We start from the raw sequence: 25,938 nt of genomic DNA, 5'->3' as shown, positions 1-25,938 counted from the left end.
CAGAGTTCCCGCGCGCCCTCGAAAAGCTTCACACTCCTGCGCGCGGCTTCGAGTTGTCCGACAAACACACCGATGGCCGACTGTGGCCTGCCACTCTGTTCCAGTCGGCACACAGGGGCGGAAGCCGTCCCTGGGCGACATCGGGGGAACATTCGGGGGGACACATGGCATGGGCGATGAAGCGTGCCCTGGCGACGCTGGTGGCGGTGCTCTGCCTGATGGTCCCCTTGGTGGGGGCTTCGGCCGGCACAGGCATCGAAGTTCCGACCGAGCTGGACCGTACGGCGGGAGCGATCGCTTCGGCCAAGAGGCAGGGCACCCTCGTGGTGAGGGTGGAGCAGCGGCTCGCCCTGGGCGAGGGCGATGTGCAACAGGGCATGCAACGCGTCGTCGATGCCAAGAAGAAGCACGACGTGGATCTGGTAGTCGTTCAGACAGGCCGCGACAGCGGGCCGGGCGGCGCCGTGCTCCTGCTGCTCGCGGACGCACGGGCAGTCCCCGAGGACGCAAGAATCAGCACACTGCCCGACAAGGTCCTGCGGGCCGCCCAGGATCTGAAGCTCTGCGCCCACCGGGGCAAGCTGTGTCAACTCCTCAACCAGAGCAGCGGACAGCAGAACCGGACGAAGGAGGCCGGGCTCCCCAAGGCCGTTCCGCGCATGGCGCGGGACGAGCGGGCGGCACTCGAAATGGCCGGACACTCGATGGACATCGAGCCGCACAGGATCCTGTTCCCCTCCGGCGAAGGCGCGGACGGGACAGGCATCGGTCCGGCCGGAATGGTACTGCTGACGCTGCTCGCCGCCGGTACCGCGCTGTTCGTACTGACGGTGCTCAGGACCAGGTACGTGCCCGGATCCGTCGCCGGACGCGCACGTGCCGCCCGGTCCGCGCCCGCCGCCGGGCCCGTACCCGCCTTCCGGCCTGCCGGCATCGCCGGGCCGGTGCCCGCGCTGCCGCAGCGCCCCCCGCGCCGGTCGTGGCCCACCTACCCCGCGCAGCCCGGCCCGGGCGGCCCGCGCGCCGAGCCGGACGGCCCCGTCCGCCCGGCGACCGTACGCACCCGCCTCCATCCCCAGGGATACGTCGAACTGGACGGTTGGCTGTACCGCGCGAGCTGGGTCGAGCCGTATCTGGACCCGCCGGACCCCGACGCGACCGTCGACGTCACCGACCGCCGACCCGGAATCCTCCTGGCCTACGCGCCCGGGGACTCCCGGACTGACTCCCGTGCCTGATACGGCGCCGGACGCGACGACTGCACGACATCACGGACACGACAAAAGGATCTCGTCCCATGAACCCAACGATTCCGGGGCCGCCGGCCACGCCGCCGCAGGACCTGCCCGCCGCGTACGCGGACATCGAGTTCGGCAACAACGCGCAGCGATTGCCGCTCTTGTTGTGCCTGGACATCTCCAGCTCCATGGCGGGCGAGCCGATCCAGCTGCTCAATGAGGCGCTGACTCTCTGGGGGCGCGAGATCCAGGAGGATGTGGGGCTCAGCTCCAGCGTCGAGATCGCCCTGGTGACCTTCGGCGGCACGGGGATCGGGGTCTGGCAGGGCCCGCATCTCCTCGACCCGCGGGCCACCGCCAGTCCGTTCGTGGCCGCCCACCAGTTCCGGCCGCCGCAGCTGTCCGCCTCCGGCGTCACGCTGCTGACCGAGGCCGTAGAGACCGGGATGCGCCTGGTCGCGGCGCGGAAGACAGAGCTGCGCCGCTCCGGACTCCAGTACTACCGCCCTCAGATCTGCCTGGTGACCGACGGTCTGCCGACCGACAGCCAGGGGATGGCCACGGACGCGTGGCGCCGGCTCGTGCCGACGCTCGCCGCCGAACAGGACGCCAAACGCTTCCGCTTCTACGCCTTCGGCATTGGCGGGATCAGCGAACGCGGTCAGCAGGTGCTGCGGGAACTGGCGCCGAAGTACCACGCCACGCTCAAGGGTTTCCCCTTCCGCGACCTGCTGCAGACCATGTCGGCGAGCGCGAGCGCCGAACAGCAGGGCGCGGAGGAAGAAACCTTCGAGCAGTTGTTCAACCGGTTCAAGACTCAGCGTTCTGCCTGGGACTCCTGAGCGACGAGCGGCGAGGGGTGAGAGGTGAGGGCGATCGAGGTGGTGGGGGCAACGGGAAGCGGACGCGTCCGGGGCGGGTCGTGGCGGGTGCACGGCATGAGCGTGCAGGGATATCGGCACGCCCAGCAGGGGATGCCGTGCCAGGACGCCTGGGGGCAGTCGCACACCGGCCCGCCCCATGCCCCAGTCACGGTCCTGACGGTGGCGGACGGCGCGGGCAGCAGACCACGGTCGCAGGAGGGTGCGCAGCTGGCAGTGCGGCTGGCCACGTCGGTGTTCGGGGCGCGCCTGGGTGAGCGGGAGGGGGCGCCGCGGGACGCCGAGGACCTCCGCATACAGCTGCGGGGCGCCTTCCTGGAGGTGCTGGACGCGTTCCTCGACGGCACATGGGAACTGTCCGGCGACGGCACGGGTGGCCCGGCGGACTTCGCCACCACCCTCACCGTGGTGGTGCTGGGTCCCGGCTGGCTGGGCTACACCTCGCTGGGGGACGGATTCGTGGTGCTGCGGGCCGGTGAGGAGAACGGCGAACCACAGTTCCATCTGCTGCCGCAGCCCGAGTCGGAGAGCGAGTACGACAACGAGACGACCTTCCTCAGTTCGCGGGATGCCGCGCTGAGGGTGCGGATCGCCTGCGTACGGGACGACGGTGTCGACGGCGTCATGCTCTCCACCGACGGTCTGGCGCAGGCCGCGCTGTCCCGCGCACAGGGACCGGTGCCGCTGGCCAACCGCTCGTTCGCCGCCTCGGTGCTGCGCTCGCTGGACCGTCCGGGCCCGGACCCGCGGGCCGACGCGCGGGAGCTGGAGGCGCTGCTGCTGTCCGACCGGCTCACCGCGCTCAATGCCGATGACAAGACGCTGGTGCGGGCGGTCCGTACGACGGGCGGCCCGGAGGGAGGGAAGCTGCCGTGACGGGACGGAAGGTACTTCTGGACGGACGGCCGGTGGTGCTCCTGGACCCGCCGCTTGGCTCGGGCCTGGAGGCGGCCGTCCATCCGGTGGAGGGCGCCGACGACCTGGTGGTGAAGGTCTACCACCAGCCCGACGCCGCGCGCGAGGACCGGCTGCGCCGGATGCTGGCGCTCAATCCGCTGGCCGGGCGCCCGGTGAACGGTGGGCAACCCCCTGAGCTGGCCTGGCCGGTGGGACTCGTGCACGGCACGGACGGCGGCTTCCTCGGTTACGGCATGGGGCGCTTCGCCGGACCCGAACACATCCAGCTCATGGCGCTGTTCAGCAGGGAACAGCGGCTGCTGAGATTTCCGGCCGAGGCCGACTGGCGGTTCCTGCTCGGGATCTGCTGGAACCTGGCGTTCATGACGGCCAGGCTGCACCACGAGGGCCTGGTCATCGGCGACTTCTCGGCGAAGAACGTCGTCGTCGACCAGCGTGGCTTCGCGACGTTCCTCGACTGCGACTCGATCGGCTTCACCGCCCCGGCCACCCGTGAGGCGTTCCCGGCCACCCTGCACACGCCCGACTATGCCGCCCCGGAACGGCTGCGGGGCGCGCCCGGAAGCGCGCCGAGCGACGACTTCGCGCTGGCGGTACTCGTCTACCAGCTGCTGACCGCCGGGTACCACCCGTTCGGCGGGGTGCCACGGGACAGCGAGGACGGCGTACAGGTCTCGGACAACATCTCGGCCAGCCTCTCGTTCGTCGTACGGCCGGAATCGGTAAACGTACCGCGCGGCATGCTCGATCCGACGGTGCTGCCGCCGGCCGTGCTGGCGCTGGCCCGCCAGGCGTTCGGGCCCGGGCTGGGTGACACGGCGCAGCGACCGACGTCACGTCAGTGGCTCGCGGCCCTGGAGGAGTCGCGGGCAGAGGGCGCGATCACGATCTGCCCGCGCCGGCCGAGGCACGCCCACGGGGCCCATCTGACGAGGTGTCCGTGGTGCCACCGGGCCGACGCGACGGGGCACGACGCCTTCAACGCGCCGCAGTCGGCGCCGCCGTCGCCTCGCACCGCCTTTCCGCCGCCGCCACCCGGCAACCCGCCACAACAGCCGGAGCCGCCGAAGGAAACGGCCGGCGACCCCTGGTCGGACTGGATCAAGCCCCTCCTGATCGGCGTGGCCGTGGTGCTGTTCTTCCTCCTGCGTATCCACTGGGGGGTGTGACGGCGTGACAGACACCTTCGTTCCGGCGGACGTCGCAGGCCCCCACGGCCGGGTGTTCGCCCGGATTGCCGAGGACCTCGGCCCTGCGGGATCGGAGGCCGGCAACCTCCCTGCCATCCTGCGCACCGCACGGGCCCGCATGGCGCAGCCCATGCGGGTGGCCGTGGCCGGCCAGATCAAACGCGGCAAGTCGACGCTGGTCAACGCGCTGCTCGGCGAGGAGGTCTGTGAGACCGGTCAGCTGGAACTCACTTTCAATGTCTCCGAGTTCCACCACGCGGAGCGGCCGCGGCTGCTGGTCCATTTCAAGGACGGCCGTCCGGCCGAGGAGTGGCCGCCCGATGCGCTGTCCCGGCTGACCGTGCGCGACGCCGGAGGGCTGCGGCAGCTGCGTGCCATTCGCAAGGTCGAGGTGGGCCGGCCCAGCGCTCTGCTGCGCCGGTTCCGGATCGTGGACACTCCGGGGCTGGGCAGTGTGCACGGGACGGACGCCGGCAACACGCTGTCCTTCCTCGGCATCGACGATCCGGTGGAGCGGGAGGACGCCGCCCGGTTGCTCGAGGAGCTGGGCGGGGACGCCCGGTCGGTGCACGCCCTGAGCGCGGCCGAGATGGACCGGGCCGACGCCGTCGTCTTCGTCTTCAGCCGTGGTCTGGGACGGGCCGACCAGCAGGCGGTCGACAGCTTCGCCGGGGCGTACGGGGCGGTCGTGAGCCCGCTGAAGGCGTTCGGGGTGCTGTCGCGCAGCGACCAGTACTGGCCTCCGGTGGGGGAAACCGGTCCCGACGGGATGCCAGCCGACCCCTTGGACTACGACCCGATGGTGACGGCCCGCCGCATTGCCGACTCGTACGCGCAACGGCCCGCCGTGCGGAGGGTGTTCCGCACGGTCGTGCCCGTCGCGGGTCTGCTCGGCATCGCCGCCCAACGCATGCCGTCGGAGGCGTTCGGACCACTGTCGGAGCTGGCGAAGGTGCCGCCCCGGCGGCTCGCGGACCTCATGGAGGACGTCAGTCTCTTCTGCGGCCGCGAGTACCCCCAACTGCCGGTCCCGGCCGGGGTCCGCGCCGGTCTGGTCGACCGGATGGGGGCGTGGGGGGTCTTTCTGGCCTGCGGCTGTCTGCGGGAGGGCCTGGGTGAGGACGCGGTACGCCGGACTCTGCTGGAGCGCAGCGGCGTACTCGCACTGCGGGAGCTCGTCCTGCGGCACTTCGGGAACCGCGCCGGGCTGATCAAGCTGGACCACGGCCGGCGCGAGATCGCCGACGAGGTGTCCCGGCTGCGGGCCACGGCGCAGCTCGCCGGGCGGCCGGTGCCCGCCGCGGCGGACCGGGTGGCCGCTCGGCTGGAGCGGCTCCAGGTCACCGACCCGGGGCCGGCGGAACTGGCCGCACTGGGCGCGTACTACAACGGCGGGCTCGACCTGACGGCGGAGCAGGAGTCCCAGCTGCTGGCGGTCACCGGCGAACACGGCACCAGCTGTGCGGCCCGGCTGGGCCTGCCCGCCGGCACACCGGTCGACACGCTGCTGGCGACGGCCCGCCGTCACGCCGCCCAGTGGGCCGGGCTGTGCTGCGACCCGCTGGTCGACCGGCCCACGCTCTCCGTGGCGAGGGCGGTGCTGCGCTCCTACGAGCGGGTGGCGGACCAGATCGGCCGGGCCCGGGAGCTGCTGTACGGGATGGACGACGCCGAAGGGACGGGGCGATGAGCTGGGAACCGTACGACCCGGGCGCCGGGGCCGCGTCCGAGGTGGACCTCACCGACTACACGGATACGTCGTCCCCGGTCAATCTGACGGACGAAATGCTTCTGGGCGACCCGGTGGACCCGGCGGCTCTGGCAATCCCCTACGACGGCTCCGGAACGGAGGCGCCGTACCCCGGTCCGGCCCTCGGCCCGCCGGGCGCGGTCCCCGACCTGCCGAACTTCGATCCGGCGCAGAGCGATCCCGCGGCCGTCTCCGGAACTCCGGCTGAGGCCATGGAGGTGTGGCGGCCGCACACCGGTGAGGGAGCCTGTGCCATCGGTGCGCAGGGCATGGTCCTCACCTATCTCACCGGCCAGGAGTTCAGTGAGGAGCAGCTCACCCAGGAGGCGGCGAGCATGGGCTGGTTCGACGGTTCCGGTACCGCGCCCGCCGATGTGGGGAATCTCCTGGAGCACCACGGTGTCCCGGTCGAGCATGTGGAGGGGGCGTCGCTGGAGCAGCTGGAGCAGGTGGTCTCGAGCGGCGGGGCGGCCATCGTGGGGGTCGACTCCAGTGAGATCTGGACCGCTGGGTACGACCCGGCGGACGACCCCGTGGGCGGTGTGCCGGGCATTCCGGGTCAGGACGCCGACCATGCCGTGTGGGTCACCGGCTTCGACCACAGCGACCCGGCCAACCCGATGGTGATACTCAACGACTCGGGGCATCCGGACGGCCAGGGTCTGGCGGTCCCGCTGGACGAGTTCATGGGCGCGTGGCAGGACTCCGGCAACCTGCTGGTGGCGGCCGGTACCCCCGGGGCGGTCTCACCGTGAGCCGTACCGAGCCCGGCATGAGGACCCGTATCGAGCCCGGCACGAGTCGCGTCGATCGTCGACTGCCGCGCTGCGAGTACCTCGTCAGGACACTGCGCCGCTCACGGATCTTGTCCGAGCTCGCGCCCATGGAGTGCGGCATCGGCTGGCCCGTTCCGATCGCCGTGATCCAGGACGGCGAGCCGCGGGTCTTCGCCCGGCTGCCGCTTTTCGTCCTGCGTCCCGACCCGGCCGGCGGCGCCGACCTCTTCCCTCCGATCGCCACGGCCACCGTCGGCTGGTCGACCGGGCGCCTCGTCGAGTACACCGATCTGCGCTTCAAGGAGCCGCACCGCTCCCGGCAGGAGTGGGCGCACCCGATCGGCCGCTTCCCCCACCCCGCCGTCGAGGGGCTGTCGAACGCCGGATACCGCGCGCTGCGGACCCGGTTGTTCAGCCTGTACGACGAACTCTTCGCCGCGTTCTCGCTCGGGCGGCAGCCCGACGCGGCGGTGACCGCGGAGTTCCGGGAGCTGCTGGGCCGGCTGCTGGAGCCCTGCCTCGTCCCTTCCTACCGGCGACTCGCGCCGAAGTTCCTCCGGCAGTACCTGCCCGGCGACCATCTGCCCGACGAAGGGTGAACCACCATGCGGGACAACGCAATCAGCCGTCTGCGTACCGACGTGCTGGCCGCCTACCCGAGAGTCCTCGACGAGCTGCTGGACGAGCTCGGCCCCCGTCGGCGCGAGTTGCTCGCGCGGTCCAGGGAGCGCCTGGAGGCCGGCACCTGCCATGTGGTGGTGGTCGGTGAGTACAAGCGCGGCAAGTCGTCGCTGCTCAATGCCCTGGTGGAACGGCCCGGCCTGTTTCCGGTCGACGTCGATGTGGCCACCTGTGTGGTCTCCACGCTGGCATGGGGTACCGAGGAGCGTGCGGTGGTGCACCTCGGGGACCCGGGTGGCGGGGGCGCCACCCGGCGGCTGGAGCTGACGCTCGCGGAGCTTCCCGCGTACGTCACTGAGCAGGGCAACCCCGGCAATCACAAGAAGGTCCGGCTGGTCGAGGTCCAGGCCCCGGTGCCCCAGCTGGAAGGGGGACTGGTGGTCGTCGACACCCCTGGTGTCGGCAGCGTCAACGGTGAACACACAGCGGCCACCCGCGCCTTCCTGGAGCGGGCCGACGGGCTGGTCTTCGTCTGCGACGCGATCGAGCCGCTCGCCACGTACGAGCTGGACTTCCTGAGCGAGGCTCTGGAGAAGTGCGAGGTGGTCGTCACCGCTGTCACCAAGACCGACAAGGTGCGCGATGCCGGTCCGGTGGTCGCGGGCGCCCGCGAGAAGCTCGCCGGACGCCTGGGGAGGCCGGCCGACAGCCTGGTGATCGTGCCCGTGTCCTCGTTCCGCAAGCTCAAGTGGCTCCGGGACCGCACCGACGATCAGCTGCTCACCGACTCGGGTTTCCCGGAACTGGACCGCGAGTTGTGGGACGGGCTCGCCGCCACGAGTTGCGCGGCACAGCTGCGGCGGGCGCTGGACGGGCTGGGCGACTCCCTGGCGACGGCAGGGTCGCCGCTGGTGAACGAACTGGCCGCGCTGGAGTCCGACGCGTCCCTGCGGAGGATCCGCGGCCAGGTCGAGGAGACCACCGCCCGGCTCGCGGAGCTGAGTTCCGGCAGCGCGAGCTGGCGCTCCGAGCTGACCCGGCGCCTCGAGGTGGACACCCGGCAGACCCGCGCCGCGCTGCAGGACGCCTTCGACGCTGTGCTGCGCGGCTACCAGGAGCAGGTGTCCGCCGGGGCCGACCCGGGCTCGGACGAGCTCATCGGCGCGGTCGCCTCCGGCATGCACGGGGCGCTCACCGAGGCACATGACCGGCTGGCCGGCGTGGCCATGCAGATCATGGCGGAGTTCGCCCGGCACACCAGTCTCCGCCTCACTTCACCCGAGGCATCCCAACCGCCCTTCACCCCCAGCATCACGGTCCCCACCGTGCCGCTGAACGTCCGGCCCGCCCGTGTCTTCGACCAGCTCCGTGCCAGTTGGTCCACCGGGATGGCCGGACTCGGCGCGGGAGCCGCCGTCGCCATGATCGAACCGTTCAGCGGCATGGCCGTGGGAGGCGGGCTGTGGATCGCGGGCGTCGTGCAGGGTTTCCGTAACCACCGGCAGGATCTGCGCGAGCGGGCCCAGCGCGAGCGTGACGCGCGGCTGCTGCAGCTGGTCTGCCAGGAGATCGCCGCCAACCGGCGGCATGCCTGCGACTCCTTCCAACAGGCGTACGGGGATATCGCCCAGTCCATGGTCAAGGAGCTGAACGCGCAGCTCGCGGCCCAGCAGGAGTCACTCGCCGAGTCCGGTCGCAGGCTCCAGGAGGCGAGCCGGCAGACCAAGGAGACCCAGACGCGAAGGCGCGGCGAGCTGTTGGCCCGCCAGGAGCGCTACCGTCGGCTGCAGGGCGAGCTCGACCGGCTGCGCTCCCGTGTGGACCGCCTGGCCATGCGGTCGGCAGCGCCCTCCCGGCCCCGGCCGGGACCGGCGGTCCTGGCCACGCGGTTGGCGCCGCCCGGGACACCGCAGCGAACCGCGTCCTCCCCGGTCGCCGCCATGGCCGGGGTCACGGCGGCCACGGTGGCCGGCGAGGTCGCGGTGGACCTCGCCCTGGACGCCGCTCTGCACGCGCTCGGCCCGGACTCCCCCGCCGGCGCGGCGACCGCCGTCCCCGGCCAGGGCCCCACCGATGCCTCCGGGGTGGATGCGATGTCCGGGCCGCCGGTGATCGACACCACCCTCCCGCCGGCGATCGGCGCGTCCTTCGACCCCGACCAGTTCGACACGCCATGACCGGCGGCACGACCGGTGGAGGCGCGACCGGCGGCGTGGTCTACGGCATCGACTTCGGCACCTGGGCCTCCGCCCTGGTCGTACTGCGTCCGGGGCACCCCCCGCTGCCGGTACGCGATCCCGTCAGCGCTCACGGGGCGACCTCCGTACGCAGCGCCGTGTGTCTGCTCCCCGACGGATCGACGGTGGTCGGGCAGGCGGCCCAGAACTCGCGTCTGCGACGCCCCGAGCGGTTCCGGGCCGAATTCAAGCGGGAGTTCGGCGAGCCGTTCCCGCACCGGCTCGGTGAGCGCAGGTTCAGCAGCGAGGAGCTGACCGCGCGGGTTCTGGGCTTCCTCGTGGAGCAGGCCCGCCGGGCGGTCGGGGCCGAGCCGGAGCGGGTGGGGATCACCGTTCCGGCCACCTGGGAGCGGGCTCGCCGGGGGCTCATGCTGAACGCGGCCGAGGCCGCGGGCCTCCGGCCGGAGACGGTCGAGGTGCACACCGAGCCGGTGGCGGCCGCCGTCTACGCCCTGCACGACCATGGGATGGACCGGGAACGGACCGTCCTGGTGTACGGCCTGGGTGGCGGTACGTTCGACCTGGCGATCGCCCGGGGTACGAGGGACGGCTTCACCGTCCTCGGCTCCCCCGGCGGTCTGCCCCATGTCGGCGGGCTGGCCATCGACCAGGCGGTGCTCGGACTGATACGGGACCGCTGTCCCGCCGCCGCCCTGGACTCCCTGCGCTCTTCTGGCAGCGACGCGGACGGTGACAGCGACGCGGACGACCGCGGGGCGGGGGTGCTGCGCCGCAGGACCCAGCTCGCGGAGGCGTGCACCGCGTTCAAGCAGCAACTGTCCGTCTCGTCGGAGCACACCGATCTGCTCACCATGCTCGATCCGCCGGTCGAGGTGACGCTCACGCAGGCCGAGCTGACGGAGGCTGTCCGTCCGTTGCTGTCGGACACCGTCGCGGAGTGCGAGCGGGTGCTGCGGTCCCACGGCCTCGGCTGGGCGGATCTCGACCTCATCGTCCCGGTGGGCGGCAGCTCCCGGCTTCCCATGGTCGGTGAGCTGCTGGCCGCCCGCTCGGGGCGGCCGGTGATGGACGTGTCCGAGCCGGAACTCGCGGTGGCCACGGGGGCGGCCTGGCTCGCCCGGGGTGCGGTTCCCGCCCGCGTGGCCGCGCCGCCGCAGCCACGTCCGGTACGTACGTTCCCGGCCGGGGTCAGGGCATTGCTGGACGCCGGTCTGACCGACCGTATGGTGCTGGAGGCGGTACGACGTGCCCGGACCTGACATTCCCTCGCCCGACGGGCTCCCGCTGTCTGACCAGTGGCAACGGCTGGTGAGCACCTGGGTGTCGCGGCACGACCTCCCCTTCGAAGCCGACGCGGGTTCGGTGACGGTCGGGTTCGACCACCCGGAGGCTCGGCGGAAGATCACGCTGGCCTTCACGACAACCCGGAATCAACTGCTGCTGGTGCTGGTCACGGACGACCGTTACCTGGCGGAGGATCAGCTCGCCCTGGCGGCCGCCGCCGCCAACGCCTGGAACGTCGAGCGGCTGGCCCCCATGCTCGCGGTCTGCGGCCTCGGCGGCGCCCGCCCCGCGTACCTCAGCGGCATCCGTACACTGCCCCTGGCCTGCGGGCTGTCCCGGTCGGCCTTCCACGCGATGGCCGACCAGTGGCTCGATGAGGCACGGGAGCTGTTCACCTGGTGCCATCGGGAGTTCCGGCTGTGAGCCGCCCTCGGCACCCGCTCCGGCCCGTCCGGCATGACGCCCCCTACAGGGCGGTGGCTTTCCGTACATGATCCAGGCTGGGAGACGCGAGCACGTCATGCAGCTGCTGGAACACCTGACGTGCGGCAACGGCGTTCCAGTCCTGCGGGAGCAGTTCGGCGGGCAGGCCGGGGTCGAGGTAAGGGAGTCGGCGCCACTGAGTCAGCATGGGTACGTAGTGACGGAACGCCTCGCTGCCGGCTACGTCCTCTCTCGCGCCCAGGCGTTTCGCGACTGGACCATACGTATCGGTGAACGACGCGTACTGCGCCTGGATGGCTGGGAAGTCCCACCAGGAGCCGACCGATGTGCGCAGGTCGCTGAAGGCGGCGTAATCCGAGGTGAAGAGGTGCACGTAGTCACTCAGTCCAAGCCGCGTGAGTGTGCTGCGGGCATCCTTCAGGAGACGGCCGGGTGCCAGCCAGACGCCGGGCGCGAGGTTGCCGAACCCGAGCCAGGTGAGACGGGTGCGCAATTGGTAACGGTGCGCTCGTTCGGACTCGGGTACGGAGAACACCGCCATGACCCAGCCGTCTCTCAACTCGGCCGGCTCGAGGCTGCCGAAGATGCGTCGGTCACCCTCGTCGAAAACGGTGTGCATGGCTGGGCTGAGCCGGTATCCGGTGGCGGAGCGGCGTTCCGGTTCCAGTACACCGCGCTTCTTCAGCCTGGAGATGGCTGAGCGTACGGCTTGACTTTCCACGTCCAGCTCGGCGAGCAGCACGATGAGGTCGGCGATCGAGATCCACCCGCCGAGCCGGCGGAGGAACGCTCCGTAGACCGTGTTGATCAGAGAGCTTGGCCTGGAGCTTTCCACATGATCGCCTTCCGTCGTGTGCGGTGGCGATCCTATCGAGCGGCAGTGTCGGGAATCGACGCCGGGCAGCCCGTCACCCGACGTCACGCCGTTGGGGCGGTCCGCTGTGGGAGGGGAGCCTCGGCGTGGGCGCCGGAGAGAAGGTGGCCGGCTCCTGGGGCGATCGCGGGAAGGTCGAGCGCACGAAGCATCTGGTGGGCCGTGCAGACCGCGGCAGACACCACCGGCTTGCCCAGAAGCTGCTCCGCCTCCTCGATGGCCCCCAGTGAGGGCATCTGCACGCATGCCGAGAGGACGACGGCGTCGGCGTCCGCGTAGTCCAGTGCGCGGGCGAGGCCCGGCAGCTTGGAGGGGTCGTGGGCGGCGACCTCGAGATTGTTGGGGATTTCGAGCGCCTCGTAGTCGAGGACTTCGATGCCTTCGTGGGTGAGGTAGTTCACGACGGTCTTGGTGAGGGGCCGCATGTAGGGCGCGAGCAGGGCGATCTTCCTGGCCCCGAGGGTGTGCAGTCCGTGGACGAGGGCGCCGGCGCTGGTGACGACCGGCGCCGGCGCTCCGTTTTCCGCGGTGCGGGTGTGGAGGCGCTCCTCAGAAGTGCGGTGGTAGCCCAGGCCCATGCTCATGATGGCCACCAGGCACGCGTAGCCGAGAACATCCACGTGAGCGTCGGACAGTTCGACGGCGCACCGGTCCGAGTCCGCGTCCATGGACTTGAGCTGTTCCGGCGTGACATGGGTCATGCGCATCCGGCTGGAGTGAAACGTGAAGCGTTCCGGGGCGATGGTTTCCCTTGCGCGCAGGATGGCGGGCACTTCGGTTTCCATGGTGACGTTGGAACTCGGCACGATCTGGCCGATCCGGTAGGTGCGGGGGGACACAGGGGCGCTCCTGTTGCTCAGTTGGCTTGTGTGAGGGTGGCTGCGGGCGGTGCTTGTGTTTCAGCGCGCGTCGGTCACGGGGTTGGTCAGGGTGCCTATGCCTTCGACGGTGGCCTCAACAGTGTCGCCGGGGCTGAGGAACTCGGGCGGGACCATGCCGGCGCCGACGCCCGAGGGGGAGCCGGTGGCGATGATGTCCCCGGGCTCAAGGGTGACGCCGGAGGTGATGTCGGCGATGAGCCGGGCGATGGGGAAGAGCATGTGGCGGGTGTTCGACTTCTGCTTGGTGACACCGTTGACGCGCAGTTCGAGGTCGAGTTCCATCGGGTTGGGTATGTCATCGGCGGTGACCACGGCCGGTCCGAGGGGTGCGAAGGTGTCCTGGCCCTTGGAGAAGAACCACTGGCCGGAGCGGCGCTGGTCGCGGGCGCTGATGTCGTTGATGATGCTGAAGCCGAAGATGTAGTCGAAGGCGTCGTCCTCGCTGACGCCGAAGGCACTCCGGCCGATTACGACAGCCAGCTCGCATTCCCAGTCGAGCTGGTTCGTCAGGTTGGCGTTGTGGCGGATCGGCTGTCCAGGGCCGGTGACAGCGGTTGCGGGCTTGCTGAAGAGCACCGGACGCGGAGGCAGTTCCTTGTCGGTGTCCAGGCTGCGGCTGGACTCCTCGACATGCTCGACGTAGTTCAGCCCGACGCCAATGATCTTCCCTGGCCGCAGAGGAGCGCTCAGCGTGACGTCGTCGATCGCGTGGACGGCATCGGACGGCCATTCAGCCGGGTCACCGGCCAGCAGGCGCTGCGCGGTCTCGCGGGCAGTGTCTCCGGCCTGGACGAAGGACAGCAGGTCGAGAGGGAGTTGCTCGCCGTGACAGGCAGCCAGCGCAGCCAGGTCGATCACACGGTCGTCGATCTGTGCGCCCAGGCGGGCGGAGGCGTCGTTGTGGGTGTAGGTGACCAGGCGCATGGGAGCTCCTTGCGGGATACGCGATAAGCGAGGGGTACGGGCTGGAGGATGGGGCGGTGGTGAAGAGGTCAGGTTTCCGCACCACCGCCCCGTTACCGGGGACGATGCGGGGCACAAGGCCCGTCCCCGGTCGCGCTGCCGTTCCACGACCGGTGTCAGGGCCGGCGGGTGGTGGTAACGGCGGGCGCGGGTCTAGGCGGTGGGCTGGTCTAGGCGGTGGGCTGGTGCCCTCCGTTGTCGGTGTAGGCCTCTTCGCGGTAAAAACCCAGGGCGCGCATCACGGGGAAGTCGTTGAAGGAGAACAGACAGGCGTCGTCGCCCTGGTCGAGGTTGTGGTGCTCATGCCAGACCCAGGACGGGACGCAGAAAATGTCGCCCTTCTTCCACGTGAAGCGTTGTCCGGCGATCACTGAGACGCCGTGGCCCTTGGCTGCGGTGTAGATGACCGATCCGGTGTGCCGGTGGGCCCGGGTCGCCTGGCCGGGACGCAACAACTGCATGTGAGCGCTCATCGTGGGCATGACCGAGCCGCCGGTGACGGGGTTGGTGTACTCCGCGATCAAGCCGTCGTAAGGGGAGCCCTCGGAGGCCTTGGCCAGGCTGCGGAGCGACTCGTAGGTCGGCTCCCACGGGTAGGCCAGCAGCGGCGAGTAGGGCTCGGTCCACTTGTCCACGCCGTACGGCAGGAGGTTCGCGCCGTAGGTGAGGACGGAGGAGTTGATCACCTTGCCCGGCTTCTGGTACAGCTCCGGGTGGACCTCGTAGAAGCCCGCGTCCAGCGCGTTGACCAGAGGGATGTCGAGGCCGTCCTGCCAGATGACGGAAGCATCGTCGGACTCGTTGCCGTGTTCATGCCAGGTGCCGTTGGGCGTGATGGCGAAGTCGCCCGGGCTCACCCTCAGCTTCTGGCCGTCGACGATGGTCCAGGCGCCGGTGCCCTCGTGGACGAAGCGCAGGGCAGCCGCCTGGTGCCGGTGGGCGGTCATGGCTTCGCCGGGGCCCATGATCTGCAAGCCCGTATAGAGGAGCCCGACTGCGGCGCTGACGTCCTTGCGGCCCGGGTTGACGAGCATCACCACTCGCCGGCCCGCATCGTCAGCCTTCACCATGTCGAGTGCCTTGTGGACGAGGGGCTGCAGTTCATCGTACCGCCACAGCACCGGTACGGACTTCGGCTGCGGGAACCACGGTTCGATGTCGTTGGCGACGGTCCAAAGAGCACCGGCCTCGCGTCCCGCGAGTTCGGCGTAGTACGCGGTGAGTTCGGGTGTGTCGGCCACCCGGGCGCGGCCGAGCTGGTCGTCGTCGTACTCGGTGGTCATGCGTCCTCCTTTGTGGTGCTGGTGCTCTCGGTCAAGAGCGGGGCGGTGACGGGGTGTGCTGTCTGTTGCGCAGGGTCGGTCGTGAATGTGACCGGCGTGCGGGGTGTGTTGTCGACGTGGAGCTGGAAGACGTCGAAGCGGTTGTACTGGCCGACGATGTCGTGCATCTGCTTGGGCTGGATGCACTTGGACAGGTCGATCTCGGCGTAGACGATGCCCTCTTCGTCGATCAGCGGTTCGGTGACCGGCCTGCCATCGGGGCCGAAAATCCCGGACAGTGCGCTGCGTGGACGCGCGAGGGTCCGACGTACCTCCTCGTCATCGCCCGCGATGGTGTCGACGATCTCCGGCGAGATCGTCGAACAGGCCACAACGGAGAAGACCTTGCCCTCGAAGCTGTGAGCCGCGGTACGTACAGCAATGGCGTCCGCCATGTCGTAGTCGGCAGGGGCGACCGGCAGGGCGATGTAGCAGGAGGCATGCACCAGTTCGCCCTGTGCCAGCAGGGTGAACCGGGCGAGGGTGTTGGTGTTCTCACCACAGGCGAGCGCACCCAGCGGCCCGACAGGGGTGGAGTGGACCCGCAGGGAACTGCCGTCTCCCCCGGTCCAGGTCAGCTTCTCGGCCCAGGTGGGCACCAGCTTGCGATGCACACCCAGCAGTTCGCCGTCGGGGCCGATCGTCAGGAGAGTGTTGTAGAGGACGCCCAGGCTGTGCGGACCGCGCTCATTGACACCGATCACAAGGACAACGCCGTACTGGCGAGCCGCCGCGCGCAACGCGTCCACGTGCGGGCCGGGTACATCGATGGACGCGCGGTAGAGACGCTCGAACCACGGGGAGCCCTGCACCGGATTCATGGTCCAGTTCCAGTACGGATAACCGGGGACGAAGACCTCGGGAAACACCACAAGTGCGGCGCCGGCCGCGGCGGCCTCAGCGATGAGTCCGATTGCTTTGTCGACGGTCGCGGCGGGATCCAGATAGACCGGCGCCGCCTGGACTGCCGCAGCGGTGAAGCGGGGTAGATTTTCCATCAGTCCTCCTGATCAGCGGGCTGTCGGAGCGGCGGCAGCTTCGATGGGCGCGAGCCAGCGCTGGTGCACGGGCGCGGTGGCTTGCCGGAGCAGCTGAAGCCGGGGCGGGATACGGTCCGTTCGCGCCCCAGGAGGGCGCCCGCTGCCCGCCTTCCAAGAGGGCGGCCAGGGAGCCGCCGGGCCGACGTAGCCCTGGGCGGCCGCAGCGTGCAGGGTCCAGAGGGGGTCGTGCAGCTGGGCGCGGCCGACAGCGCACAGTTCAGCCCGGCCGGCCAGAATGATCGAGTTCACATCGTCATACGTCGAGATGGCACCCACCGCGATGGTGGGTACTCCGGTGGCGTTGCGGATCAGATCGGCGTACGGCGTCTGGTAGCTGCGACCGTATCGAGGCTGTTGATGGGCCACGACCTCGCCGGTGGACACGTCCACCGCATCGGCGCCGGCCTCTGCGAGAACGCGGGCGATGTTGACGGCGTCCGCCTCGGTGGTGCCGCCCTCGGCCCAGTCTGCGGCGGAAATGCGAACGACGAGAGCTTTGCCCGCGGGCCAGACAGCGCGGACCGCGCGCAGCACTTCCAGCGGGAAGCGCAGTCGTCCGGCAAGGCTGCCGCCATAGGGGTCGGTGCGCCGATTGGTCAGCGGCGAAATGAACGAGGACATCAAGTGCCCGTGGCCGTACTGGAGTTCAAGGGCGTCGAAGCCGGCGTTGTGGGCGCGTTGCGCTGCGGCGACGAAGTCTCGTGTGATGACGTCCATGTCCTGCCGGGTGGCTTCACGCGGCACCGCGCTGCGTTCGTCCCAGGCCAGTGGTGAAGCGGCGACCAGTGGCCAGGCCCCCGCGTCCAGGGGAACGGAGCTGCCGTCGGGGCGCGGTGTGTGCGTGGCGCCGCGGCGTCCGGCATGGGTGAGCTGGATGCCGAGACAGGTTTCTGTTTGACGGTGGACGAAGTCGGTAATGCGCCGCCAGGCCGCTTTCTGTTCGCCGGTGTACAGCCCCGGGCAGCCGGTAGTGGCTCGGGCGTCGGGGCTGACGGCCGTCATGCCGGCGAAGACCAGACCGGATCCGCCCAGCGCCTGGGTGCTGAGATGGACGAGCTCGAAGTCTCCGGGCACACCGTCACGCGCGGTGAACAGGGCGGTCGGGGGCACGACCACGCGGTTACGCAGGCGCAGGCCACCGAGACAGAAGGGGCGGAACATCGGCGGAACGTTCGCGTCCCCGGGCCGCGCAACTCCCGACGAGTCATCTGCGACATGGCTCCGGCCGACTGCGGCCGTGAACTCCTCATCTCGGACTCGCAGGTTGTCGTAGGTGACCCGGCGGCTGCGCGTGAGGAGGTTGAAGGCGAACTGGTGCGGCTGCTGGCCGGTGTAGCGCCCGACGTTCTCGAACCATTCGAGGCTCGCCTGCGCCGCACGCTGGGTGGATTCGACGACCGGCTTACGTTCGGCCTCGTATGCGGCAAGCGCGGTAGGGACGTCGGGGTGCTCATGAAGGCAGGCGGCGAGAGCGAGTGAGTCCTCCATGGCGAGCTTGGTGCCGGAGCCGATGGAGAAGTGAGCGGTGTGGGCGGCGTCGCCGAGCAGTACGACATTGCCGTGCTGCCAGGTCTTGTTGCGGACCGTGGTGAAGCGGATCCATTTGGAGTTGTTGGGGATGAGGCGGTGGCCGTCGAGGGGTTCGGCGAGTATGTCCTCGCACAGCCGGATGCTGTCCTCGTCGCTGGTCCCGGCGGGGTGGTCACGGGCGGCGAACTTGTCGAAGCCGGCACGGCGCCAGGAGGCTTCGTCGATTTCGACGATGAACGTGGAGCGGGTGCCGTCGTACGGGTAGGCGTGGACCTGCAAGGTGCCGAAGTCCCCCTCGGCGACGATGAAGTTGAAGGCCTCGAAGACCTTGTCCGTACCAAGCCACATGTAGCGGCAGTTCCGCTCGTCGAGGTCCGGGCGGAAGGTGTCCGCGTACGCCGCACGGGTGGCCGACCGCACGCCGTCACCGGCGACGACCAGGTCGTACTGGGAGGAGAGTTCCTCCACCTGGGGCGCCTGGGTGCGGTAGCGAACGTCCACGTCCAGTGCGGCACAGCGTTCCTGAAGGATCTGCAACAGCCGCTTGCGGCCCAGAGCCGCGAAGCCGTGGCCTCCCGAGGTGAGCACCTGCCCCTTGTAACGGACGTCGATGTCGCTCCACCGCGCGAAGTCGTTTGACATGGCGTCAAAGATTTCGGGGTCGGCCTGCGCTATGCCGTCGAGCGTCTCGTCGGAGAAGACGACACCGAAGCCGAATGTGTCGTCAGGCGCGTTGCGTTCCCAGACGGTGATGTCCCATCGCGGGGAGAGCTGCTTGGCCAGGGCCGCGAAGTACAGCCCTCCAGGCCCTCCTCCGATTACTGCTACGCGCACTGCGTCCTCCTTGTGGTTCTGAACAACAACCTATGCCGCTTTCTTTGCGACCATCAATAGATCGACATAGACATCGAGTGTGTGACTCGGTTACGCGAACAGTTCGGCGGCTTGCGGGCCGGCCTTGGTGAGGACCTCCCGCACGTCATCCGGCCAGGGGGTGGTTCCTGTGGCACGGGCGGCAGAGTGGGCGATCACCATGCACCCGACGGCGGCAACCTCCGCCCTTTCGCCCCTGACGGTGAAGGCGTAGTGCAGGGAGCTGTTTCCGACCTTGGTGACCCGGATTTCAGTAAGGACCCTCTCGCCGAACCACAGACGGGCCCGGTAGTCGGCCTCGAAGTGGACGCGAGGGGTGCTGCCGAAGAGGTGCGCCAGTCCAAGACGCCGCAACAAGGCCGCTTCGGCGGCTTCGGCCCAGCGCACCACTGTGGAGTGGTGGTAGTGACCGGCCGCGTCGGTGTCCTGCCACTCCACGCGGCTCTCGACGACGACGCTGGGGAGGTTGCGCTCCCGACCTTCAGCGGATCCGGCTGCACAGCTGTCCTTCGGTGGAGCGGAGTGGGCCCGCCTGCGCAGTTCGCCGCGCTGGAGCTTTCCGTTGCTGGTACGCGGCAGTTCGGCGATGAACTCGATGGCGCGCGGGTACTTGTAAGGCGCGATCGACTGCTTGACATGGTTCTTCAGTTCCGTGGCGGTCGCCTCGCCGGCGACGACGCCTGCACGGAGGACCACGTACGCCTTGACGAGCATCCCGCGCTCGCTGTCCGGCGCGCCGACGACGGCGCATTCTTCGACGTGGGGGTGGGCGGCGAGCGCCTTCTCCACCTCTGGCCCCGCGATGTTGTACCCGGAGGAGACGATCATGTCGTCACTGCGGGCTACGTACCAGAAGTACCCGTCGGCATCCCGGATGTAGGTGTCGCCAGTGATGTTCCAGCCGCCTCTGACGTACGTCGCTTGGCGCGGGTCGTCCATGTACCGGCAGCCGGTGGGGCCGGTTACCGCGAGAAGGCCGGGCTGCCCGTCGGGGACGGGCCGGCCTTCTTCGTCCACCACACGTGCCCGGTATCCGGGGACAGGTTTCCCGGTGGAACCGGGCCGTATGTCGTTGTCAGCGGCGGAAATGAATACGTGCAGCATCTCAGTGGCACCGATGCCGTCGATGATGCGCAGCCCCGTAGCGGCATGGAATTCCTCCCACACTGCCGCCGGCAGCGCCTCACCGGCTGATACGCAGCGGCGCAGTCCGGCCAGCCGGCCCACTGCGCCGGCAGACATGATTGCCCGGTAGGCGGTGGGTGCGGTGAAGAGCACGGTGACACCGTGCTCTTCCACCAAGTCGGCGAGCTGTTGCGGGGCGGCCTGCTCAATCAGCAGGGTTGCCGCGCCCACGTGCAGGGGAAAGACCACGAGTCCGCCGAGGCCGAAGGTGAAGGCCAGCGGAGGCGTGCCGGTGAATATGTCGTCCTGCCGCGGCTTGAGGACGTGGCGGGAAAAGGTGTCGGCGTTGGCCAGTACGTCGCGATGGAAGTGCATGGTCGCCTTCGGCCGACCAGTTGTTCCGGAGGTGAAGGCGATCAGGGCCACATCGTCGGCCGCGGTGTCGACGTTGCTGAAGCGCCCGTCCTTGGTCGCGCAGCGCGCAGTGAGATCCGCTTCTGTGGTGCCGCCGTATGCGAGTACAGCGAGGCCGGGGGTGTCGGCAGCGGCAAGCTCGTCGAGGTAGCGGTGGTCGCATACGGCAACAGTCGGTCGGCCGATGTCGCAGAGGTCGGAGAGCTCCGTGGCACGCAACAGCGGCATGGTGGTGACGGCGACCCCGCCGGCCTTGAGCACACCGAACCAAGCAGCCACCAACCAGGGGTTGTTCGGGCCGCGCAGCAGGACGCGGTTGCCTGGGCGAAGCCCGAAGTCCTGGGTCAGCACCTGAGCGACCTGGTTGGCTCGGATCAGCAGGTCGCCGTACGTCCACCGCTCGGTGGGAGTCAGCAGGCAGTCACGGTCGGGGCCCCAGCGTTCGACAGCGCCGTCGAGCAGGTACTGGGCCGCGTTGAGCCGGTCCGGGTAGTGCAACTCCGGTAGGTCAAAGCGGAGTTCGGGCCAGAGAGGCAGGGGCGGGAGTCGATCGCGACAGAAGGAATCGACGTGCGCAGACGGGGAGAGCTCCATGGGGCGGCACCTCAATCTCGGGGCAGCGGGGAGAGTGAAGTTAGTATCTCGCCAAAATTGCGGCCGTCAATATTTCGACACATTCAATTTTGTTAACAGCGTGTTGCACCCCGCTCGCCTCAGACCACCGGCAGGCACACCCGAACGGTCTTGCCACGCCGGTCGGCAACTACAGACACTTCCCCGCCCGCCTCCGCGACGAGAAGTCCGACGATCGCCAGCCCGCGGCCACCCTCGGCCTCCAGGTCGACCGGACCGACGTGCGGCAGGGACGGATCCCCGTCGGCCACGTCAAGCCGGAGCCACCCGCCCCCAAAGGTCACGGTGACGCGCAGCCTGTCGGCTACCGACGCGGCATGCCGGACCACGTTGGTCACCAGCTCACTGACAGCCAGCAGCAAGGTGCCGGAAAGATCGAGGGAGATCCGCCACGCCTCAAGGACGGCACGAACCCGGGCCCGGATCGGCGGGACAGTGGCGGCGGTCGGACTGAACGACCAGTGAGTGAACGTGCGCCGACCCGAGGGCGGGCCGGTGCGAACCACAGCAGCAGTGAGCATGAGGAGCTCCCGAGCAGGAGGGCGTACGGCCGCGGATTGCTCGTGTAACGGAGGCCGAGTGGGAACCGGTGATGTCCAGTATCCAGGGCGCACCCTGGACGTCGCCAGGTTGTTGTTACACGTGTAACATGCTAAGCATCTCCCACGGGAAAGCGCAAGCATTTCGGACAAATGACATGAAGACCCTGCTTCCCAACTGATTCGAAAGGGCCCCCATGACGCAATCCGCTCCGGTCGACCTCGACCACGCGTGGCCTCCGCCTCCCTACCGGGCTCCAGAGCCCCCAGTGGTGACCGAGGACGGCGTACGCCGCTTCGACGCGATCACCTACGCGACGACTCCCGGCTACCGGCCCCGCTTGCTCGACGTCCACATGCCACCGGGTGACGATCCGGTTCCGGCGGTGGTCTGGATCCACGGTGGAGGGTGGCTGGACGGCGACCGGCGCTACCCGCCGCCAACCGTTCCCGTCACCTTGCTGCACGGCTCGATCCTCGGAGCTGGACTGGCGCTCGTATGCATCGACTACCGGCACAGCCTTGAAGCGCCCTTCCCGGCCCAGCTCCACGATGTGAAGGCTGCCATTCGCTATGTCCGCAAGTACGCCGCCGATTTGGGCATCGACCCGGAGCGCATCGGCGTCTGGGGGGAGTCGGCAGGTGGTCATCTCGCCGCACTCACGGGGCTCGTGACACCAGGAAGCCCCAGGGGCCAGGCCCTGGAAGGCAACGAGGGTGTGCGAGAGGGGCATTCGGCGGTCCAGGCGGTCGTGGACTGGTACGGGGTCTCCGAGCTTGGCGCCCTGCTCTCGCATCCCATGCCGCCGATGCCGCCGGGCGTCGAATTCCCCGATCCCTACGCGGCACTGCTGGGCGGCACTGCCGAGGAGCGGCCGGAGCTGGCGCGGGTCGCCAGCCCTGTCACGTACGCCGAAGGGTCAACTCCCCCGCCGTTCCTTCTGGTTCACGGCACTCAGGACGCTCTCGTCCCGTACAGCCAGAGCGAGGCGCTGGCCAAGGCTCTCCGGGCGGTGGACGGCGATGTCACGCTCCAACCCGTGGACGGTGCCGACCACATCTTCATCGGCGCCCCGGATGTCACCCCGATCGTCACCGAGGGTGTCGCTTTCCTGGCTCGCCACCTCGGCGCCTGACCGGCATCTGCCGCCCGTTGCGAGGGGGCGCGCCACTCTGCCGCGCCCCCACCTTCGGACCTGTGTTCCGAGTCCCCGTTCATCAGATCTGGGCCGCGGGCATTCGCGGCCGCGAGAGGCTCTCATGTCCCACACTCCGGTCGCCGCCCCTGATACTCCGGTGGCCGCCACACGCCGCAGATCCACTCCTGCTCCGCCCGGAGCGGGCGTGGTTCCTTTGGGGATTTTCTGCGTCCTCGTCACCGCACTGCTGGGGATCACCGTCCACTCGGATGCCGCACAGCCGCCCTTCCAAGGGCCGGACGAGCGCTGGCTGGGTTGGATGGGAGGTCCCCACGACGGTCTCTACGCCGCCATGGCTGCTGTCCTGAACTGGTTCGGCGGACCGCTGGGGGTCGTCGTGCCCGTCGGTCTCCTGATCTTCCTGATCATGCGAAAGCGCAGGTGGTCCGTCTTCTATCTGCTCGCCACGTACCTGGGCGGAGGCATGCTGGTCGTCCAAGTCCTCAAGTACCTGGTGGACCGTCCCCGCCCGGAGAACCCGATGGTCCGCGTTGACCACGGCTCCTTTCCCTCCGGGCACGCTGCTGGGGCAGCCATGCTGGTGGTGATGATCGGCGCCCTCTTGATCCCCATGGCCCGCCGACGCGCGTGGTGGGTCGGGGGTGTGCTGTTCACCTTGGCGATGATGTGGAGCCGTACATGGCTGCATGCGCACTGGCTCAGCGACACCGTCGCCGGCGCGGCGGCCGGCGCAGGCACCGCTCTACTGTCGTGGTCGATATTCCGGCACAAGCTGGCCCTGGAAGGTTAGGCCGTCTGGCGCTGGACCAGCACGGTCTCTATGCCGGGCACCGGCGGCGCCGTCCCCTTCTCAATCAAGTCGTGCAAGGTGTCCGCGATGAACGCCGCCGAAGGCAGTTCGAGTCGAACCGTGGTCAGTGGCGGCTGCTGCAGGGCGGACAGCACAAGGTCGTCGGAGCCGACGATGGCCACGTCGTCCGGAATGGTGATGCCCTCTGCCTGGAGGGCATGCATCAGGAGGGCTGCGTACTCGTCGTTGAAAGCGAAGACAGAGTCCAGCTCCAAGGACATCCAGCGCTTGGCCAAAGCCCCGGCGGACTCGCGGGTGTAGGCGAGCTCCACCGGCGTGACGGTCGCCATGTGCTGGGCGGCGACGCCCTGGGCCCCGGCCAGCCGCGGTCGGGCGAAGGCGTCGAGCCCACGCTCCTGCGGCATGACCACTCCGATCCTGCTGCGTCCGCGCCGGATGAGGTGTTCAGCGGCGGCCGCGCCGATGTCGGCGTGGTCGAACGCCACCGTGTGAATTCCTTCCATCGGGCGAGACGCGAAGGCGAGAAGTCCGCGGACGCCGGCGCGGCGCAGGAGGTCGGCCGCCTGGACCGTGAGCCCGTCGCCGTCCAGGGCGAGCACCGCCGCGGGCCGCAGTTCGGCCCAGGAGCGGGCGGCGCTGACCGGGTCAGGGAAGCGGCCGGCGTGCAGGACGGTGGTGTATCCGTGCCGGTCGAGTTCGCTGTGCAGGTCGTCCACCCAGTCGCTGACCAGGCGGCCGATCGCGGAGATCGACGCCGGCATCAGGACCAGATTGCTTCGCCCGGCGCGCAGAGAACGGGCGGCCGCGTGCGGCACGTAGCCGAGGTCCTTCGCCGCGGAAAGCACTCGCGCCCTGGTGCTCTCGCTGACCCGGTGCCCTTGAGTGTCGTTGAGTACGAAGGACACGGTGGCGCGGGACACCCCGGCCAGACGCGCTACGTCCGCGCTGGTGATGGAGGCTTGGGCGGGTGTGTCTCGGGCCATGACGTCCTTCTTCGCTCCCCTCGGTCCGACTGACCGCTTCCTTCCAAGGTTACACGCGTTACTGGTGAGTCGGCGGACAGCACTGCCGGGGCCGCGACCAGGCGATACGACGGACCGGTCCCTGCTCACGGCGCCATCCTGGCCCAGGACCCGCAACATCTGCACGACGCACTGCGCCGTGTCGACCTGCGGCGCCTGGGCGCAGCCGTCAGACACCAGGCCGAGGACGCTGCGCAGTTGCCGGCGGTGTTCACTCCTACCGGCCGCGAACGGCGCGGAGGGTGGCACCTGCCACGACGGCAGTTGCCACCCTCCCGCTCGGAGCTGAGCTCAGCCCAGTCGCAGGCCATGGCCGTAGGGGAAAAGCGGATTCACGGAGTCGTTGGGTACGTCCTCGCGGCTCGACGCGACACTCTGCATCGAGCTGGGCAGTTCGAACGGCAGGCGCCCTTCGGCCGCTGAGAGGCCGAAGAGGACATTCAGCAGCGCAGTGTCCGAGGCGCCGTAATTGGCCACGAGCGCCGCCGCGTGTGCGGCAATCTGCGGTATGACCGCAGGACGGTCGAGGAAGATGTCCACGACCGTGGGAACCGTGGCCGCGACGTCGAGCACTGGACGGAGTTCCTCCTCCGTGAAGTCGAGACGGCCTGCCCGGAAGAAGGACTCAAACCCTGTGGTCCGTCGCTTGTCGTAAGGGGCGGCGATACGCAGGATCGCCACGTCGGCTTCTTCGGGCGTCGCAACGACTGTCGCGTACCGCGCGGCGACATCTACGTCGACTCCCTCGACGTAGATGCGGACGTCGCCGGCGAGAGGAAGCCTGGGAGCCGCAGCGTTGTCCGGCCGGTCCTTCAGCACAGTGATGGAGCGGCTCTGCGCGGCAAGACCCGCCTCGGTGAACCCGGCGCTTCCACAGACTTCGGCGGCTGTGTCGGGGTTCGCGTACGGATCCTCGAAAAGGCCGAGGATGAACTTCTCCCGCAGGAGGCGTGCCGCTGAGGCGTCGATCCTCTCGGCCGTCACCCGTCCGGTGCGTAGCAGTTCCAGGACCAGATCGGGGGCAGCCTCGCCGCCCAGCTGGTCGGCTCCGGCATCGAGGATGCGTTCAACTCGGGTCAGGCGGTCCAGGTGCTCGGCTCCCCAGGCGCGGGCGGGGAAGGGTGCTCCGAAGATCTCCGTGTCGGTCACCAGACCCCAGTCGGTGCAGATGATGCCGTCGAAGCCGTACTCTCCGCGCAGCAGGCCAGTAATGACACCCTTGTTGAAGCCGAACCCGATCTCCTCGTGGTACGTGCCGATCGGCATGGCGTAATACGGCATGATCTGCGAGGTCCCGGCCGCGAAGGCGGCTTCGAAGGGGATCAGGTGGTAGTCGAAGTTGTCGCCGGGTTGAAGTGCTCTCCCGGCTGAAGCCGGGAGATTCCTGCTTACCTTGCGGCAGCGGGCTTGACGCGCTTCGCGCGCCTGACGACTGCCCTCCCGGCAGCCGG

22 protein-coding genes are annotated in these 25,938 nt (G+C 69.4%); 12 read left to right on the top strand and 10 right to left on the bottom strand.

Translation table 11 applies throughout. From position 1 onward, the window contains the following. The first annotated feature begins 176 nt into the window (after nucleotides 1–176). From J7E89_RS20015 to J7E89_RS19970, 10 genes are all read left to right on the top strand, one after another. Nucleotides 177–1,238 (top strand): hypothetical protein, encoded by a 1,062-nt coding sequence (locus J7E89_RS20015; protein WP_214975424.1) that lies wholly within the window; start codon nucleotides 177–179, stop codon nucleotides 1,236–1,238. Nucleotides 1,239–1,297: 59 nt separating this feature from the next. Next, the gene (locus J7E89_RS20010) at nucleotides 1,298–2,080 is read left to right on the top strand and encodes a hypothetical protein (protein WP_214975422.1); all 783 of its coding nucleotides are present in this window, start codon (nucleotides 1,298–1,300) and stop codon (nucleotides 2,078–2,080) included. 96 nt (nucleotides 2,081–2,176) lie between these two features. Continuing rightward, the gene (locus J7E89_RS20005) at nucleotides 2,177–2,995 is read left to right on the top strand and encodes a PP2C family serine/threonine-protein phosphatase (protein ID WP_214975420.1); all 819 of its coding nucleotides are present in this window, start codon (nucleotides 2,177–2,179) and stop codon (nucleotides 2,993–2,995) included. Beyond that, nucleotides 2,992–4,206, top strand: coding sequence for a hypothetical protein (locus tag J7E89_RS20000; RefSeq protein WP_214975418.1), 1,215 nt, complete (start codon nucleotides 2,992–2,994; stop codon nucleotides 4,204–4,206). The genes J7E89_RS20005 and J7E89_RS20000 overlap by 4 nt, the downstream gene beginning before the upstream one ends. A 4-nt stretch (nucleotides 4,207–4,210) precedes the next feature. Next, the gene (locus tag J7E89_RS19995; RefSeq protein ID WP_214975416.1) at nucleotides 4,211–5,917 is read left to right on the top strand and encodes a dynamin family protein; all 1,707 of its coding nucleotides are present in this window, start codon (nucleotides 4,211–4,213) and stop codon (nucleotides 5,915–5,917) included. Then, a complete protein-coding gene (locus J7E89_RS19990) occupies nucleotides 5,914–6,732 on the top strand; it encodes a C39 family peptidase (protein WP_214975413.1) in 819 nt (272 codons plus the stop codon). The genes J7E89_RS19995 and J7E89_RS19990 overlap by 4 nt, the downstream gene beginning before the upstream one ends. A gap of 17 nt (nucleotides 6,733–6,749) precedes the next feature. Next, nucleotides 6,750–7,352 (top strand): hypothetical protein, encoded by a 603-nt coding sequence (locus J7E89_RS19985; RefSeq protein ID WP_214975411.1) that lies wholly within the window; start codon nucleotides 6,750–6,752, stop codon nucleotides 7,350–7,352. 6 nt (nucleotides 7,353–7,358) lie between these two features. After that, entirely contained in the window at nucleotides 7,359–9,551 is a 2,193-nt protein-coding gene (locus J7E89_RS19980; RefSeq protein ID WP_214975409.1) for a dynamin family protein, read from the top strand. Further along, nucleotides 9,548–10,831 (top strand): Hsp70 family protein, encoded by a 1,284-nt coding sequence (locus J7E89_RS19975; protein WP_214975407.1) that lies wholly within the window; start codon nucleotides 9,548–9,550, stop codon nucleotides 10,829–10,831. Before J7E89_RS19980 ends, J7E89_RS19975 begins: the two co-directional genes overlap by 4 nt. Further along, a complete protein-coding gene (locus J7E89_RS19970; protein ID WP_214975404.1) occupies nucleotides 10,818–11,279 on the top strand; it encodes a hypothetical protein in 462 nt (153 codons plus the stop codon). The genes J7E89_RS19975 and J7E89_RS19970 overlap by 14 nt, the downstream gene beginning before the upstream one ends. A gap of 43 nt (nucleotides 11,280–11,322) precedes the next feature. Here the strand turns inward: J7E89_RS19970 and J7E89_RS19965 are convergent, their stop codons facing one another. From J7E89_RS19965 to J7E89_RS19930, 8 genes are all read right to left on the bottom strand, one after another. Beyond that, entirely contained in the window at nucleotides 11,323–12,135 is an 813-nt protein-coding gene (locus tag J7E89_RS19965) for a PaaX family transcriptional regulator C-terminal domain-containing protein (protein ID WP_214975402.1), read from the bottom strand. An 83-nt stretch (nucleotides 12,136–12,218) separates the two neighbouring features. Beyond that, nucleotides 12,219–12,959: an Asp/Glu racemase gene (locus tag J7E89_RS19960; protein ID WP_214975509.1), complete on the bottom strand. Its 741-nt coding sequence runs from the start codon at nucleotides 12,957–12,959 to the stop codon at nucleotides 12,219–12,221. Nucleotides 12,960–13,073: 114 nt separating this feature from the next. Next, nucleotides 13,074–13,979 (bottom strand): fumarylacetoacetate hydrolase family protein, encoded by a 906-nt coding sequence (locus J7E89_RS19955; RefSeq protein ID WP_214975400.1) that lies wholly within the window; start codon nucleotides 13,977–13,979, stop codon nucleotides 13,074–13,076. Between the two features lie 209 nt (nucleotides 13,980–14,188). Continuing rightward, nucleotides 14,189–15,301, bottom strand: coding sequence for a cupin domain-containing protein (locus J7E89_RS19950; RefSeq protein ID WP_214975398.1), 1,113 nt, complete (start codon nucleotides 15,299–15,301; stop codon nucleotides 14,189–14,191). Then, nucleotides 15,298–16,338 (bottom strand): carbon-nitrogen hydrolase family protein, encoded by a 1,041-nt coding sequence (locus J7E89_RS19945; RefSeq protein WP_214975396.1) that lies wholly within the window; start codon nucleotides 16,336–16,338, stop codon nucleotides 15,298–15,300. Before J7E89_RS19945 ends, J7E89_RS19950 begins: the two co-directional genes overlap by 4 nt. Before the next feature lie 12 nt (nucleotides 16,339–16,350). Beyond that, nucleotides 16,351–18,744, bottom strand: a complete 2,394-nt coding sequence (locus tag J7E89_RS19940) for a bifunctional salicylyl-CoA 5-hydroxylase/oxidoreductase (RefSeq protein WP_214975394.1) — start codon at nucleotides 18,742–18,744, stop codon at nucleotides 16,351–16,353. Between the two features lie 90 nt (nucleotides 18,745–18,834). Continuing rightward, entirely contained in the window at nucleotides 18,835–20,820 is a 1,986-nt protein-coding gene (locus tag J7E89_RS19935) for a benzoate-CoA ligase family protein (RefSeq protein WP_374196838.1), read from the bottom strand. Nucleotides 20,821–21,035: 215 nt separating this feature from the next. Then, a complete protein-coding gene (locus tag J7E89_RS19930; protein WP_214975390.1) occupies nucleotides 21,036–21,476 on the bottom strand; it encodes an ATP-binding protein in 441 nt (146 codons plus the stop codon). Nucleotides 21,477–21,691: 215 nt separating this feature from the next. Between J7E89_RS19930 and J7E89_RS19925 the strand changes: the two genes are divergently transcribed. After that, the gene (locus J7E89_RS19925) at nucleotides 21,692–22,630 is read left to right on the top strand and encodes an alpha/beta hydrolase (protein WP_214975389.1); all 939 of its coding nucleotides are present in this window, start codon (nucleotides 21,692–21,694) and stop codon (nucleotides 22,628–22,630) included. A gap of 208 nt (nucleotides 22,631–22,838) precedes the next feature. After that, nucleotides 22,839–23,444 carry a phosphatase PAP2 family protein gene (locus J7E89_RS19920; protein WP_308315536.1) on the top strand — a complete coding sequence of 202 codons (606 nt, stop codon included), beginning with the start codon at nucleotides 22,839–22,841 and terminating at the stop codon, nucleotides 23,442–23,444. Here the strand turns inward: J7E89_RS19920 and J7E89_RS19915 are convergent. Together J7E89_RS19915 and J7E89_RS19910 are read right to left on the bottom strand one after the other, a co-directional pair. Next, a complete protein-coding gene (locus J7E89_RS19915) occupies nucleotides 23,441–24,448 on the bottom strand; it encodes a LacI family DNA-binding transcriptional regulator (RefSeq protein ID WP_214975385.1) in 1,008 nt (335 codons plus the stop codon). The two genes, J7E89_RS19920 and J7E89_RS19915, sit on opposite strands and share 4 nt — an antisense overlap. Nucleotides 24,449–24,778: 330 nt before the next feature. Further along, the coding region (locus J7E89_RS19910; RefSeq protein WP_214975383.1) for a glycoside hydrolase family 3 C-terminal domain-containing protein at nucleotides 24,779–25,938 on the bottom strand (1,160 nt) is incomplete at its 5' end.

It is taken from the genome of Streptomyces sp. ISL-100, assembly GCF_018614615.1.
Classification (GTDB): domain Bacteria; phylum Actinomycetota; class Actinomycetes; order Streptomycetales; family Streptomycetaceae; genus Streptomyces.
Note: the sequence above shows the minus strand (reverse complement) of the source record. Positions and strands in the feature narration are given on the sequence as shown.

What these genes read in the sequence shown, in the direction of transcription:
- J7E89_RS19955 (WP_214975400.1), bottom strand. Translation starts at nt 13,979, where the DNA reads ATGCGCCTGGTCACCTACACCCACAACGACGCCTCCGCCCGCCTGGGC.
- J7E89_RS19975 (WP_214975407.1), top strand. Translation starts at nt 9,548, where the DNA reads ATGACCGGCGGCACGACCGGTGGAGGCGCGACCGGCGGCGTGGTCTAC.
- J7E89_RS19985 (WP_214975411.1), top strand. Translation starts at nt 6,750, where the DNA reads ATGAGGACCCGTATCGAGCCCGGCACGAGTCGCGTCGATCGTCGACTG.
- J7E89_RS20015 (WP_214975424.1), top strand. Translation starts at nt 177, where the DNA reads ATGAAGCGTGCCCTGGCGACGCTGGTGGCGGTGCTCTGCCTGATGGTC.
- J7E89_RS19945 (WP_214975396.1), bottom strand. Translation starts at nt 16,338, where the DNA reads ATGGAAAATCTACCCCGCTTCACCGCTGCGGCAGTCCAGGCGGCGCCG.
- J7E89_RS19925 (WP_214975389.1), top strand. Translation starts at nt 21,692, where the DNA reads ATGACGCAATCCGCTCCGGTCGACCTCGACCACGCGTGGCCTCCGCCT.
- J7E89_RS19930 (WP_214975390.1), bottom strand. Translation starts at nt 21,476, where the DNA reads ATGCTCACTGCTGCTGTGGTTCGCACCGGCCCGCCCTCGGGTCGGCGC.
- J7E89_RS19980 (WP_214975409.1), top strand. Translation starts at nt 7,359, where the DNA reads ATGCGGGACAACGCAATCAGCCGTCTGCGTACCGACGTGCTGGCCGCC.
- J7E89_RS20010 (WP_214975422.1), top strand. Translation starts at nt 1,298, where the DNA reads ATGAACCCAACGATTCCGGGGCCGCCGGCCACGCCGCCGCAGGACCTG.
- J7E89_RS19915 (WP_214975385.1), bottom strand. Translation starts at nt 24,448, where the DNA reads ATGGCCCGAGACACACCCGCCCAAGCCTCCATCACCAGCGCGGACGTA.
- J7E89_RS19960 (WP_214975509.1), bottom strand. Translation starts at nt 12,959, where the DNA reads ATGGAAACCGAAGTGCCCGCCATCCTGCGCGCAAGGGAAACCATCGCC.
- J7E89_RS19990 (WP_214975413.1), top strand. Translation starts at nt 5,914, where the DNA reads ATGAGCTGGGAACCGTACGACCCGGGCGCCGGGGCCGCGTCCGAGGTG.
- J7E89_RS20005 (WP_214975420.1), top strand. Translation starts at nt 2,177, where the DNA reads ATGAGCGTGCAGGGATATCGGCACGCCCAGCAGGGGATGCCGTGCCAG.
- J7E89_RS19950 (WP_214975398.1), bottom strand. Translation starts at nt 15,301, where the DNA reads ATGACCACCGAGTACGACGACGACCAGCTCGGCCGCGCCCGGGTGGCC.